Annotated in this window: 14 protein-coding genes and 1 tRNA gene; 8 read left to right on the top strand and 7 right to left on the bottom strand. The window is 32.7% G+C overall.

The features are described from left to right. Window positions 1-12: 12 nt before the first annotated feature. The 4 genes from IEV15_RS03660 (at window position 13) to IEV15_RS03645 (ending at window position 4742) form a co-directional block, all read left to right on the top strand. Complete coding sequence (locus IEV15_RS03660) at window positions 13-789, top strand: patatin-like phospholipase family protein (RefSeq protein WP_188361150.1); 777 nt, start codon at window positions 13-15, stop codon at window positions 787-789. 78 nt (window positions 790-867) lie between these two features. Then, a complete protein-coding gene (gene pyrH, locus IEV15_RS03655; RefSeq protein ID WP_188361149.1) occupies window positions 868-1575 on the top strand; it encodes a UMP kinase in 708 nt (235 codons plus the stop codon). A gap of 45 nt (window positions 1576-1620) precedes the next feature. Then, window positions 1621-2184: a ribosome recycling factor gene (gene frr / locus IEV15_RS03650; RefSeq protein WP_188361148.1), complete on the top strand. Its 564-nt coding sequence runs from the start codon at window positions 1621-1623 to the stop codon at window positions 2182-2184. A gap of 68 nt (window positions 2185-2252) precedes the next feature. Further along, window positions 2253-4742, top strand: a complete 2490-nt coding sequence (locus IEV15_RS03645) for a DUF5686 family protein (protein ID WP_188361147.1) — start codon at window positions 2253-2255, stop codon at window positions 4740-4742. Between the two features lie 2 nt (window positions 4743-4744). Here the strand turns inward: IEV15_RS03645 and IEV15_RS03640 are convergent, their stop codons facing one another. Next, the gene (locus IEV15_RS03640) at window positions 4745-5071 is read right to left on the bottom strand and encodes a DMT family transporter (RefSeq protein ID WP_188361146.1); all 327 of its coding nucleotides are present in this window, start codon (window positions 5069-5071) and stop codon (window positions 4745-4747) included. Window positions 5072-5201: 130 nt separating this feature from the next. On the opposite strand from IEV15_RS03640, the gene IEV15_RS03635 reads away from it, so the two are divergent. The 4 genes from IEV15_RS03635 (at window position 5202) to IEV15_RS03620 (ending at window position 11281) form a co-directional block, all read left to right on the top strand. Beyond that, on the top strand, window positions 5202-7613 hold the full coding sequence (locus IEV15_RS03635) for an efflux RND transporter permease subunit (protein ID WP_188361145.1): 2412 nt from the start codon (window positions 5202-5204) through the stop codon (window positions 7611-7613). 44 nt (window positions 7614-7657) lie between these two features. Beyond that, window positions 7658-9094 (top strand): asparagine--tRNA ligase, encoded by a 1437-nt coding sequence (asnS, locus tag IEV15_RS03630; protein WP_188361144.1) that lies wholly within the window; start codon window positions 7658-7660, stop codon window positions 9092-9094. A gap of 107 nt (window positions 9095-9201) precedes the next feature. After that, on the top strand, window positions 9202-10665 hold the full coding sequence (rpoN, locus tag IEV15_RS03625; RefSeq protein WP_188361143.1) for an RNA polymerase factor sigma-54: 1464 nt from the start codon (window positions 9202-9204) through the stop codon (window positions 10663-10665). Window positions 10666-10675: 10 nt separating this feature from the next. After that, a complete protein-coding gene (locus tag IEV15_RS03620; protein WP_188361142.1) occupies window positions 10676-11281 on the top strand; it encodes a hypothetical protein in 606 nt (201 codons plus the stop codon). Here the strand turns inward: IEV15_RS03620 and IEV15_RS03615 are convergent. The 6 genes from IEV15_RS03615 to IEV15_RS03590 all read right to left on the bottom strand — a co-directional run bounded on the left by IEV15_RS03615 (window position 11276) and on the right by IEV15_RS03590 (window position 14548). Beyond that, window positions 11276-11959, bottom strand: coding sequence for a porin family protein (locus tag IEV15_RS03615; protein ID WP_188361141.1), 684 nt, complete (start codon window positions 11957-11959; stop codon window positions 11276-11278). The genes IEV15_RS03620 and IEV15_RS03615 overlap by 6 nt on opposite strands. 80 nt (window positions 11960-12039) lie before the next feature. Next, window positions 12040-12513, bottom strand: a complete 474-nt coding sequence (locus tag IEV15_RS03610) for an ExbD/TolR family protein (RefSeq protein WP_188361140.1) — start codon at window positions 12511-12513, stop codon at window positions 12040-12042. Window positions 12514-12534: 21 nt separating this feature from the next. Then, complete coding sequence (locus IEV15_RS03605) at window positions 12535-13134, bottom strand: ExbD/TolR family protein (protein ID WP_188361139.1); 600 nt, start codon at window positions 13132-13134, stop codon at window positions 12535-12537. 2 nt (window positions 13135-13136) lie between these two features. After that, on the bottom strand, window positions 13137-13553 hold the full coding sequence (locus IEV15_RS03600) for a hypothetical protein (protein WP_188361138.1): 417 nt from the start codon (window positions 13551-13553) through the stop codon (window positions 13137-13139). Between the two features lie 20 nt (window positions 13554-13573). Continuing rightward, a complete protein-coding gene (locus IEV15_RS03595; RefSeq protein WP_188361137.1) occupies window positions 13574-14377 on the bottom strand; it encodes a MotA/TolQ/ExbB proton channel family protein in 804 nt (267 codons plus the stop codon). 83 nt (window positions 14378-14460) lie between these two features. Beyond that, window positions 14461-14548 (bottom strand) — tRNA-Ser (locus IEV15_RS03590). Window positions 14549-14571: the final 23 nt, after the last annotated feature.

The following is a 14571-nucleotide window of genomic DNA, read 5'->3' as shown; positions in this document are numbered from 1 at the left end:
AAACTCTTTTACATGCAATCAAAAAAAATTGGCATTATTTTATCAGGTGGTGGTTCTAAAGGAATTGCTCAGGCTGGTGCTTTGCAGTTTTTGGAAGAAAATGATTTAATTCCTAATCAAATTGCAGGAACTAGTGCCGGTTCAATTGTTGGAGCTCTCTACAGTTTTGGAAAAACACCAAAAGAAATATTAGCCTTTTTCCAATCCATTTATTTTTTCAATTGGCGACATTTTACTTTTAAAAAAGCCGGCTTGATTGATAGTGAATCTTTTAAAAAATACTTCATTGATGTTTTTGGAAAAGCTACTTTATCAGAATTAAAAATTCCTATTCATATCACCGCTACAGACATGGTTAAAGGAAAACTTAAAATATTTGACAATAAAACAAAAATAGTTGATGCTATTTTGGCATCGAGTGCATTTCCGGGGATCATGTCGCCTTATGAAATTGACGGAGTTCTTTATAGTGACGGAGGAATTTTGAATCATTTTCCAACGGATATTTTACAAGGAAGATGTGATTTATTAATTGGAATCTATGTAAGTCCCATTCAAAAAATTGAAAACAAAGATTTAAATTCTATAAAAGCAATTACTTCAAGAGCCTTTGATTTACTCACCGCCAATAATGTAATGCAGAAATTCACATTATGTGATTGGGTAATTGAACCTGATGAATTATCATCCTTTGGGACTTTTGAAACCAGCAAAGTTAAAATGGAAATTATTTATAACATTGGATATGAGGCGGCAAAAAAATCATATGAAGATTTTAAAAACAGCTAACAACTAAATAGAAACTACACTATTTTTTACTGCAATAAAATCAATTATTCTTTATATTTGCACCACAAAACTTGACTCATGAAATATAAAAGAATACTTTTAAAACTTAGTGGAGAAGCCTTAATGGGAGATAGAAACTATGGTATTGACCCCAAAAGACTGGCAGAATATGCAAAAGAAATCAAACAGATTCATGAAAAAGGGGTTGAAATTGCCATTGTAATTGGAGGCGGAAATATTTTTAGAGGTGTTGCCGGAGCTAGTAACGGAATGGATAGAGTGCAAGGTGATTATATGGGAATGCTTGCAACTGTAATTAACGGGATGGCATTGCAAGGTGCATTGGAAGAAGCCGGAATGTTAACTCGCTTACAAACTGCTTTAAAAATTGAAGCAATAGCCGAACCCTATATCAAAAGAAGAGCCGTTCGCCATTTAGAAAAAGGAAGAATTGTTATTTTTGGTGCAGGAACAGGAAATCCATATTTCACAACCGACACCGCTGCTGTTTTAAGAGGTGTAGAAATTGGTGCAGATGTTATTTTGAAAGGTACTCGTGTTGATGGTGTTTATAATTCCGATCCTGAAAAAAATAAAGACGCTGTTAAATTTGATTATATTTCATTTGAAGAAGTACTAAGCAAAGGATTGAACGTAATGGACACTACCGCTTTCACATTAAGTCAGGAAAACAAATTGCCAATAATTGTTTTTGACATGAACAAAGAAGGTAATTTATTAAAAGTTTGTAACGGCGAAACCATAGGAACCACAGTTACCTTATAATGGCTCAATTATTGTAAAAAAAAATCACGATTAAAAAATATAGTCATGACTGAAGAAATAGAATTTATTATCGATACGGCAAAAGAACACATGAATGGTTCTATTGCTCATTTAGAAAAAGAATTTTTAAACATCAGAGCCGGAAAAGCAACACCTCAAATGTTAGGTGGTGTTTTTGTAGATTATTATGGCTCGCAAACACCGCTTTCGCAAGTGGCAAACGTAAATGTTCCCGATGCAAGAACCATCACAGTTACGCCTTGGGAAAAAAACATGTTACATCCAATTGAAAAAGCGATTCAAATTGCCAATTTAGGTTTTAACCCAATGAATAATGGTGACAACATCATCATTTCTGTTCCACCTTTAACCGAAGAACGCAGAAGAGATTTGGTAAAACAAGCTAAATCGGAAGCTGAAGATGCCAAAATCGGAATTAGAAACGCCAGAAAAGATGCCAATACCGACATCAAAAAAGAAGAAAAAAACGGAACTTCAGAAGATATTTGTAAAACAGCCGAAGATAGCATTCAAAAACTAACGGATGCTTTTATAAAAAAAATCGATGATATTCTAGCTGTCAAAGAAGCAGAAATCATGAAAGTTTAATAATCTAATCCACTCCTTTGAGTGGATTTTTCATTTTATGATTTACTTTTGTGATAAGAATACACTGCATGAAACAACTACTCTTTTTGTTTTTATTTTTTTCAATTTCAATTTCCGCTCAAAACACTTTGAATGGAATTGTTAAGGATGTTGATTCTAACAAACCTATTCCTTATGTAACTATTGCATTTTCTTCAGGAGAAAAATTGTTTACTGACGTAAATGGAAAATTTAATTTTTCGTATTCTGATAACAATTTACCTATACATTTTATTCGTTCAGGTTATACCAAGAAAACAATAACACATAGTGTACAATTTGAAAAGACTATTTACTTAGATCCTTTATCTAAAGAAAAAAGACAAGCTGCTGAATTATTTTCTATTGAAAATGCAGAAAAAATAATTGCAAAAGTTTTTCAAAATAAAAACAAAAACAACCCTCAAAAAGCCATTTCAAGATTTGAATTTAAAAGTTATAATAAAGTAACAATCACGGCTAATCCGGATTCAATTGTTGGCAGAATTGACAGTGTTTATAATCCCAAAAAAAACAAATTTAAAATCGATTCTTCCGATTATAAATTCAAAAAAATAATTGAAAAGCAACATCTCTTTCAAACTGAAAAAATTTCGCAGTTCCAGTGGGAAAAGAATTTTTTTAAAGAAACGGTAGTGGGTTCAAAAATGTCAGGTTTCAAAGAACCTATTTATGAAGTTATCGGATTAAAACTGGAAACCTACAATCTATATGATGACAAATATGATTTACTTGAATCAAAATACGTTAGTCCCATTTCCAAAATTGGTTTATCCGATTATACCTTCCAACTCATTGACTCTATTTCTGTAAATAATAGACCTTCGTATGTGCTGTTTTTTAAAAATAAAAAGAAAATAAATCGGAAAGGTTTAGAAGGGATTTTATTTATTGACCAAGAAAATTATGCTATTTCAAAAGCAATATTTCGAATTCGAGGAATTTTGGATTTAACTTCCATTCATGATTATGAATTCAATGATGCGAAAAAATTATGGTTCCCATCAACAACCGAAATTAAAATCGTAAAAGGAAAAAATGACGATCCAATAAAAGTGCTTGGCGGAACAATTATTTTTGAAGGTGAATATAAAAACACAGAACTCACCCGACCTAAATATGCTTCCGATTTCACCTATTTAGATTCAAAAACTTCCTATTTTGATTTAAACTTTGAACCCACTTCTTCTTTAAACAACAAAACGTTTACGATAGAAGTTTTAGAATCAGCCATCAAAAAAGACGAATCCTTTTGGGATAATTATAGAAAAGAAAATTTAAGTTTTAGAGATAAAAACACCTATGCCTCGCTCGATAGCATCTCAATGCAACGTGGCATTGAATCAAAAATACTATTTGGCAGAAAAATCATCAATGGGTATTTACCGGTTGGCCCGATAGATTTTGATTTAAAATACCTTCTGAGTTATAACAATTATGAAGGTTTCCGACTTGGAATTGGCGGAAAAACCAACGATCGCTTTTCAAAGAAATTCAGATTAGAGGGTTATACTGCCTATGGTTTGAAAGATGAAACCATAAAATACCAACTTGGTGCCGCAACCCGAATTGGCAACTATTCCAACTCATGGATTGGTGCTTCCTATACTGATGATGTGAGTGAAATTGGTAGTACAAAATTTAATATTGACAAACGGGTTTTTAAAATTTATGACCCAAGACCCATCAACGTTAGTACTTTTTACAACCATCAAACTTGGAAAGGTTTTGTAGAAACTAAAATTTTACCTAAAACCGAAAGCATTTGGCAATTGAACAGAAGTCATGTGACACCTTTGTTTGATTATGTTTTCAATTTGAATGGAAATCTTTATACCAATTACACCATGACCACTGCTTCGGTATCCATGCAATGGAATCCGTTTAGTGATTTTATGCATACGCCAAAAGGTAATTTTGAAGTTGAAAAACGATTCCCTAAGTTCACTTTTCAATGGACACAATCGATGCCTGATGTATTTGAAAATGATTTTTCATTTGGTAAAATTGACATTAGGGCTGATTATGAAAAAAAATATCTGAACGGTCAAAAAACGTCACTTTTAGCACAAGCGGGTTATGCTTATGGCGATGTCCCACTAACGCATTTATACAACAATCAACCCAACAATCTTGACAGAGACCGATTGTTACAACGTGTAACTGTTGCCGGTAAAAACAGTTTTGAAACCATGTATTTCAATGAATTTTTTTCGAATCGTTATGTAATGTTGCATTTTAAACATGGTTTTAAACGAATTGAACTTTTTAAGAAAGTAAAACCTGCTTTGGTTATGGTTACCCGAATGGCTTGGGGCGAAATGGAAAAACCCGAGCAACATATTGGTTTGAACTACAAAACCTTGAACGATGGTTTTTTTGAGTCGGGTATTGAATTAAACCAAATTTACAAAGGTCTTGGTTTAGCCGGATTTTATCGATATGGCCCAAATCAATTGAGTAGATTTGAAGATAACATCGCATTAAAAATCACATTTTCACTTGATTTAGGAATCTAATTTTAGTTTGAAACTAATTTTAACCCAACAATAGAGGCGATTAAAGTGGTGATAAAAAACACTCGCCAAAATTCAGCCGGTTCTTTAAAAATAAAAATCCCAACTAATACTGTTCCCACTGCTCCAATGCCCGTCCAAACAGCATAGGCCGTCCCGATAGGTAACGTTTGCACAGCTTTATACAACAAAAACATGCTGATTGTTAAGCTAATAAAAAAACCAATCATCCAAAAAAGTGAAGTGGAGCCAGTAGACTCTTTTGCTTTTCCCAAACAAAATGCAAAGCCTACTTCAAAAAGTCCGGCGATTATCAAAACTATCCAATTCATGATTTTTTAATTTATAGATGAAGCAAAGATAAAACATGATTTCATAGGTAACTAAATTACCATAATATTACTTTGTCAACTTATGTTTTTTAGCATAAATGCTTACCTTTGCAACCATTAAAAAAGTAGTATGGCTAAATGGTTTAGCGTAGGGTTTTGGGAAGCAATTGCCAGAATTATTTTAAGAAACAGAATCTTTATTCTTTCACTGATTGCACTTTTCACAGTATTCATGGCGATACAGTGGAAAAACATGCGTTTTACTTATACTGAAGCCAATTTACTTCCTGACCATCATGAGGTTAATGAAGAATACAAACATTTTCTGGATAAATTTGGAGAAGAAGGAAATTTGATAATAATTGGAGTTCAAGATACCACTTTTTTTTCATCCAAATCATTTGAAGCTTGGACCAAAATGATGGAAACACTCAAAACAGATAAAGCTGTTGAATTTGTTGTTTCTGTTGAATCACTTCAAAAACTTCAAAAAAATCAAGAAGACGAAACCTTTGAAATGGTGCCCCTTTTTGATCCAAAAAAAGAAAAAAATGACACTTATCTAGCTGAAATTGAGAAAGAACTTTTCGAAAATTTGGTTTTTTATGAAAACTTACTTTATAATAAAAAAACCGGAACTATTCGTTCTGCAATATATATAGATAAAGAGATTGTAAATACACAAGCACGCAAAACATTTATTGACGAAGTATTAATTCCCGAAATAAAATTATTTGAAGAAAAAACAGGAATTGACCTAAGAGTTTCGGGCATGCCATATATCAGAACTTTAAATTCTCAAAACATTATTGATGAAATTGGTCTTTTTGTTCTTGCCGCATTATTAATTACTTCTTTAATTTTCTTTTTCTTTTTTAGAAGTTACAGAGCCACTTTTATTTCAATGTGTGTTGTAATTATTGGCGTAATGTGGGCTTTTGGAACCTTAGGATTACTCGGTTTTGAAATTACTGTGCTTACCGCAATTATCCCACCGTTAATTATTGTAATTGGAATTCCGAACTGTATTTTTTTAATCAACAAATACCAACAGGAAATCAAAAATCATGGTAATCAGGCAAAATCATTACAGCGTGTCATTTCAAAAGTAGGAAATGCAACGTTAATGACCAACCTTACAACGGCAGCCGGATTTGCTACATTCATCATTACCGATAGTGAACTACTAACAGAATTTGGTATTGTAGCTTCATTAAATATTGTATTGCTTTTCATTTTGTGTTTGCTGGTGATTCCTATTATTTACAGTTTCATGCCTTTGCCAAAAGAAAAGCACTTGAAACATTTAAATAAAACTTACACAAAAACTTTTGTAAATTGGATTGAAAAAACGGTAAAAGAAAAAAGCATTTCAATTTACATATCAGTAGTAGTGCTTTTAGTGGCAAGTATTATCGGTATTTATCAAATCAGAATTTCCGGGAGTTTAATTGAAGACATGCCAAAAAAAACCGATTTCTTTAGAGACATTGTATTTTTTGAAAATGAATTTGATGGGGTTATGCCTCTGGAAATCATGATTGACACCAAAAGAAAAAAAGGTGTAATGAAGCTTTCAACCTTAAGAAAAATGGATGAACTTCAAGAGACGATTAGTGAAATTCCTGAATTGTCTGCTCCTTCTTCTATTGTTAATTTGGTTAAATATTCAAAGCAAACGTATTATAATAACAATCCGGAATATTATGAGCTTCCAACAGCTCAAGAACAAGGATTTATTATGACTTATGCAAAAAATGCAACCAAAGGCGGCAAAGAAAATCTAATGAAAAGTTATGTGGATAGTACCGGACAATATGCCCGAATTACTACTTTCATGAAAGATATCGGCACTGATAAAATGGTGAAAATTGAAGAAAAATTGTGGGACAAAATCAACAAAGTATTTCCGCCAGATCAATATAAAGTAACCCTAACCGGTAAAGCTTTGGTTTTTCAAAAAGGAACCTCCTATTTGGTTGACAACCTAATTTTGTCGCTTTTGTTTGCTATCTTTTTGATATCGTTGTTTATGGCCTATTTGTTCCGATCATTTAAGATGATTTTGGTTTCTTTGTTGCCAAATATTTTACCGTTACTAATAACCGCCGGAATGATGGGTTATTTGGGAGTCCCAATAAAACCATCAACCATCTTGGTATTTAGTATTGCTTTTGGAATTTCTGTTGATGACACAATTCATTTCTTGGCAAAATACAGACAGGAACTGAAAGCTAACAATTGGAAAATTCGCAAATCGGTTTTTAATGCACTTCGCGAAACAGGAGTTAGTATGTTCTACACCTCTATCGTGTTATTTTTTGGATTTTCTGTGTTTATGATTTCCAGTTTTGGTGGCACTGTAGCATTAGGTGGATTGGTTTCTGCAACATTATTATTTGCCATGCTATCTAATTTATTATTATTACCCGCTTTATTACTTTCGTTAGAAAAAACTATTGCAAACGAACAAGCATTTATTGAACCAAAAATTGATATTCTTGCTGAAGATACTATTGAAAACGAATTAAATGATAAATAAAAAAATACATTCAATTATATTTGTATACTGAAAAAGTAATGAAAATGAAAAACAACAAAAAAGTAAAAGACCTTTTAAACGCCACCACTACTCTTAACGATATTACTGTTAAAGGTTGGGTAAGAACATTTAGAAACAATCAATTTATTGCTTTAAATGATGGTTCAACCATTCACAATATTCAATGTGTTGTTGATTTTGAAAACACATCGGAAACTGTTTTAAAAAGAATAACAACCGGAGCCGCATTATCTATCAGCGGAAATTTAGTAGAAAGCAAAGGTGCCGGTCAGAAATATGAAGTACAAGTGCTTCAATTGGAAATTCTTGGCGATTCTGACGCTGAAAAATATCCGATGCAGCCAAAGAAACATTCTTTAGAATTTTTAAGAGAAAATGCCCATCTTCGTGTTAGAACCAATGCATTTGGAGCTATCATGAGAGTGCGTTCTACTTTATCATTTGCAGTACATCAGTATTTTCAAGAAAGAGGCTTTTTCTATGTAAATACGCCGATAATTACAGGTTCTGATGCCGAAGGTGCAGGTGAAATGTTTAAAGTAACCGCTTTACCTTTTGACAAAACACCGCGTACTGAAGAAGGAAAAGTAAATTATAAAGAAGATTTTTTTGGAAAAGAAACAAACCTTACTGTTTCCGGTCAATTAGAAGCAGAAACCTATGCCATGGCATTAGGTCAAGTCTATACTTTTGGCCCAACGTTTAGAGCAGAAAATTCAAATACATCGCGTCACTTGGCCGAATTTTGGATGATTGAACCTGAAGTTGCCTTCAATGATTTAGATGCCAACATGGATTTGGCAGAAGATTTCATTAAATATGTTATCAAATATACTGTTGAAAAATGTGCTGATGATTTAAAATTCTTAGAAACACGATTGTTAGAAGAAGAAAAATCAAAGCCTCAAAATGAACGTAGTGAAATGAGTTTAATGGAAAAATTGAATTTCGTTATGGAAAACAATTTTAAAAGAGTAACTTACACAGAAGCAATAGACATTTTACGTAATTCTAAACCCAATAAAAATAAGAAATTCCAGTACTTAATTGACGAATGGGGTGCTGATTTACAAAGTGAACACGAACGCTTTTTAGTTGAAAAACACTTCAAATGTCCGGTGATTTTATTCGATTATCCGGCAAAAATAAAAGCATTTTACATGCGTTTAAATGAAGATGGAAAAACAGTTCGAGCCATGGATATTTTATTTCCGGGTATTGGTGAAATTGTTGGAGGATCACAAAGAGAAGAACGTTATGATGTTTTAGTTGAAAAAATGAAAGCCCTCGGCATCGACGAAGAAGAATTATGGTGGTATTTAGATACCCGAAAATTCGGAACCGCAGTGCATTCCGGTTTCGGATTAGGCTTTGAACGTTTGGTGTTGTTTGTAACCGGAATGACAAACATTAGAGATGTAATTCCGTTTCCAAGAACACCGCAAAATGCTGAATTTTAAAAATGCTGAATTTTAAAAATGTTTAATGTTGTTCAAAAATTGTTTAATGTTGTTTAAATCCAAACAATCTTAAACATTTAAACTTTAAACCTTTAAACTATTATTAAATGTTAAAACAAAATCTACAATTCAAATTATCTCAAAAATTATCTCCTCAACAAATCCAGTTGATGAAGTTAATTCAATTGCCAACGCAGGCATTTGAACAGCGTCTCAAGGAAGAAATGAATGAAAATCCGGCTTTAGAAGGCGGAAAAGAAGAAGGTGATTTAGAAGACGACTACGAAAAAGATGAGTTTGACGATTATGAAGAAGACGAGTTTGACCGAATCGATGCCGAAGATATCAATATTGATGAATACTTAAGCAACGACGAAACACCAGAATACAAATTACAATCTAACAACTATAGTGATGATGACGATGATCGAGAAATGCCTTTTGCTGCTCCGGTTACGTTTCATCAGGATTTAATAAATCAACTCAATACCTTTATCTTGTCTGATGACGATAAAGATATTGCCGAGTTTTTGGTGGGAAGTATTGATGACATGGGTTATATCCGAAGAACGATTCAGGATATAGTGGACGATTTAGCATTCACACAAGGAATTTATACTGATGAAGCCAACGTTGAACGTGTGCTTCACATCATTCATGAATTAGAACCTGCCGGTGTTGGAGCAAGAGATTTACAAGAATGTCTATTGTTACAACTCAAACACAAAACGCCCACAGAATCTATCAATTTGGCGATTGATATGATAGAAAATCAATTTGAAGCATTTACCAAAAAACACTACGATAAACTACTTCAAAAATATGGGATTTCTAAAGAATTATTAAAAAAAACCATTGAAGAAATTGAAAAGTTAAATCCAAAACCGGGAGGAGCTTTTACCGGAAACAACAAAATTATTGAACATGTAGTACCCGATTTTACTATCAGAATCAGTGAAGGCGAGCTAGAACTTTTGTTAAATGGAAGAAATGCACCCGAACTTCATGTTTCAAAAGATTATCAGGAAATGTTGCAAGGTTATAAAGTAACACAAGAAAAATCGAATGCTCAAAAAGAAGCGGTTCAGTTTATTAAACAAAAATTAGATTCAGCAAAATGGTTTATTGACGCCATCAGACAGCGTCAGGAAACGCTTTATGTCACAATGAACGCCATCATGCATTATCAGCAAGAATATTTCTTAGAAGGCGATGAAACAAAGTTAAAACCAATGATTCTGAAAGATATTGCAGATTTAATTGGTTTGGATATCTCAACCGTTTCTCGTGTAGCAAACAGTAAATATGTTGAAACACCTTATGGCACAAAACTAATCAAAGAATTTTTCTCAGAAGCCATGAAAAATGATCAAGGCGAAGATGTTTCTACTTTGGAAATTAAAAAAATATTGCAAAACATAATCGAAGAAGAAGACAAAAAGAAACCACTTCCGGATGATCAATTGGCTGATTTACTTAAAGAAAAAGGATATCCAATTGCGAGAAGAACTATCGCAAAATACAGAGAACAACTGGATATTCCTGTGGCAAGAATGCGTAAAAAAATATAAATGACGTTTTTTGAAAAAAATTCTTCCTATATTTTCCTATTTATTTCATCCGTTATTCACGGCATTTTTTGCTACACTTTTTTATTTTAGTATCACATACAACTTTTTTGTTTGGCAAGAGATTTTTATTTATTCCATACAAGTTATTTTACTGACTTTGCTGCTACCATTGTCTATTTTTTTCTTACTACTTTCTACAGGAAAAATAGATTCGTTTATGGTCGAAAAAAAATCGCAAAGGAAAACACCACTACTTTTAAACGCAGGATTGCTTCTGGTTTTAATTCTAAAAAGCATTACCTATGATAAAGTTCCGGAATTATTTTTTTTCTTTTTAGGTGGAATTATAAGCTCGTTAATTGCATTAATCTTTCTTTATTTTGATAAAAAAATAAGCATTCACCTTATCGGAATTAGTGCTTTGACGTGTTTTATTATTGGAATTAGCTTGGCATTTGAAGTTGATTTGCTCTATACTATAACTTTTTTTATACTAATGATTGGTTTTGTTGGCAGTTCCCGATTAGTAATGAATGCCCATAACTCTTCCGAATTAGTTTTAGGTTTTTTGGCAGGTACCTTCCCTCAACTACTATTATGGTACTTTTGGTTATAAAATATAAAACTGCAAACCTATATTCAAAGTCCTCACGTCAATTGTTCTGTCATTTAGCTTTGCAGTCGATTTAAAGATTGGATTTAAGCCGTAATACACATAAAGGTTTATCGTATTATATCCAATAGCCATATAGGCTCCATAGGCAAATTGGTTCAAGTCTTTGTTATTTGTAATTCGTTCTGTTTGCCCATCAACATCAAATTTTGATGTATCATAAAGCAAATAACCGACTTTAAAACCTGTATAAATTCTAAAAAAGCGATGACTTTCCGGGGTGGAATTTCGCCACCTAATTTCAATTGGAGCTTCTATAAAATATTGAGAAAATAAATTGGACTTAAAGGAACCTTCAAGAGAATAATTATATCCTTCTGAAACTTCTTGAGCCACTAAATTTGCCTTATACCCCAAATAAGCAAAGCCCAATCCGGGAGCAATTGCAAAGGTTCTATTTTTATTTAACGGAATATCTCTCAAATAACCAAAACTAAATCCGGGAGAAAATGAATTTTGAGCAAATCCATTTGGTTTATTTTGAACAGCATTATAAGTTACACCAAGATAAAAATGATCTTCTCGATATAACGAATCAATTTTTACAGTTTGTAAAGTATCCAACTGACTTACTACGAATTGCGTTTGAAATAGAAATAAAAAATATAAAAAATATCGCATAGGGAGATTTTAAAGTATAAAAATACAAAAAAAGGTAACCCAAAAACGGATTACCTTTATTCAATTTATTAAAGTTCAAACTATTCTAATACACTTCCTTTTTGAGTGGTGTAGTTCACTTTATATTGTTCAATTTTACGCAATTCTTGCTTTACATCTCCAATAATTCCCATCTTGGTGTCTTTATCTACTTTAAGAGCAGTAGTTAAAACTTTTTCTAATTCTGGATTTCTTGAAGCTCTTTCGGCCAAAACAAAGTTACGAATATCACTTACTTCAGAAAGTCTATCATTCAACTGTATCTTGTCCCCGGAACCAAATCGAGACTGATAACGCTCATGTGGTTTACCGGCATAAATGAACATTACACGATCTTTCTTTTCCAACTTAGTTACCTGATCTGCTTTTGGTAAAGCATTTTGTAATAATAAATCATTATCACGCATGACTGTAGCCACCATGAAAAAGAACAACAACATGAATACAATATCCGGCAATGAAGCGGTAGATATTTCTGGAGTTTGTGATCCTTTTTTCTTTTTAAATTTAGACATACTTCTAAAATTTACTATTAATTATTTTTTTGGTTCGGCTTCAGATAACTTTTGAGGGAACATCGTTTGAATATCCTTAATCAAAGGCTCAATTCTTAATCTCACGCCCTCTGTTGTCTTTGGATCTTCAAACATGGCCTCTAACTCTCTAAAAGTTTTTCCATATTTTGCTTTACATTCTCTGTCTCTCAAGAAATAGTAGGCTGCAACCAATTCATTTTGAACAGAAATATAGGCTTTATATGAAGTTTCTGCATCATTTTGCAATGATATAATTGCTTTATCCGGATTATCTGATGAAGCGGGATCTTTTTCACCTTTACAATAAGTACAACTTCCATCTCCTCCATTATCCAAGAATGCAATGGCAGCTTCTCTAAGCTCACTCAATTCCATAACGTTATCTTCTACCAGTAATTGGTCATTTTTATTAACCAATACAGTGAAAATATTTTTCATTTTAATTTCCGGTGGGTCAGTCACATCTTCAATAGGGGGTAGCTTTCTATTAATACCTTGATCTGTTTCAATGGTTGTAGTAACCAAGAAAAAAATCAAAAGTAAGAAAGCGATATCCGCCATTGACCCGGCATTAACCTCCGGTGCACTTCTCTTTGCCATAATTATTTCTTTAGACGGTTATACCCTGTAAAAAACATCAAACCTATTGCCACTAAGGCTAATATATAAAAGGCATTTAATCCTGTACTTACCAATCTAGAAGTAGTTGAAGAAACTTCTCCTGATTCGACTTTTACCGGTGTTGAATCGGCCAATAGGAAAGATACTAAGAAAATACCAAGAAAAGCTCCTACACTAATAAATGTTTTCTTTAAATCTCCTTTTTTAGATGCTAAGTTTTTGAATGTATATCCTAAAGCTAAAACTATTGCGATAATAAGCACTAAAAAAGCTACATATATCATCGGAGTTATCATTCCTCCATCAATTTCGGAAGAAAACGCAATGGTTGCCCAAAAAACTACTGCAAGTAAACTTATTACAATAGCCGCTAATCGGGTTAATTTTTTAAAATTCATAAGTTACTTATTATTTGTTATTATTTGTTTTTGTAATCTACTAATATATCAACCAAACTGATTGATGCATCTTCCATATCATTTACGATAGAATCGATTTTTGCAATGATATAGTTGTAGAATACTTGAAGAATAATTGCAACAATAAGACCAAATACAGTTGTTAATAACGCTACTTTAATACCACCTGCAACAAGTGAAGCATCCATGTTTCCTGCAGCTTGAATTTTATCAAATGCCTGAATCATACCAATTACAGTTCCCATGAATCCTAACATCGGAGCAAGAGCGATAAACAAAGAAATCCAAGATACGTTTTTCTCTAATTGACCCATTTGTACACCTCCATAAGCTACAACAGCTTTTTCGGCAGATTCTACACCATGATCAATACGATCTAAACCTTGATAGAAAATAGATGCTACAGGTCCGGTTGTGTTTCTACAAACTTCTTTTGCAGCATTAACACCACCTGATTTAAGAGCATCCTCAACATCTTTGATTAATTTTTTTGAATTGGTAGTTGATAAATTTAAATAAATAATTCTTTCGATAGCAATGGCTAATCCAAGAATCAAACACAACAATACAATTCCCATGAATCCAGGACCACCCTCAATAAAACGTAGTTTTAATTCTTGAGTAAATGACCTTTCTGAAGATTCAACTGCATCATCTGCAAGAGCATCAACTTGTGGAGTTTCTTCTACAACCGCCTCAACAGCAGCAGGTTCTGAAGTTTGAATTGAATCTGATTCTTGAGCTTGAATGGTTCCAAACAAAAACAAACCAGAGATAGCTAAAATAGAAAATAGTCTTTTCATTTTTTTTGTTCTTAATTTTAATTAGTTAATCAGGTTAAAGGTATTAATAAAAATTCTTATATAAAAACATATTTTTTAAACTGCGGAGAGAAAGGGATTCGAACCCTTGATACCCTTTTGGAGTATACACACTTTCCAGGCGTGCTCCTTCGACCACTCGGACACCTCTCCCCATACATTTAAAGTATGCATTT

It is taken from the genome of Flavobacterium orientale (assembly GCF_014638005.1).
In the GTDB taxonomy this organism is placed as follows: Bacteria; Bacteroidota; Bacteroidia; order Flavobacteriales; family Flavobacteriaceae; genus Flavobacterium; species Flavobacterium orientale.
The sequence above is the reverse complement of the archived record's forward strand: the minus strand, read 5'-3'. Positions and strand labels throughout refer to the sequence as shown.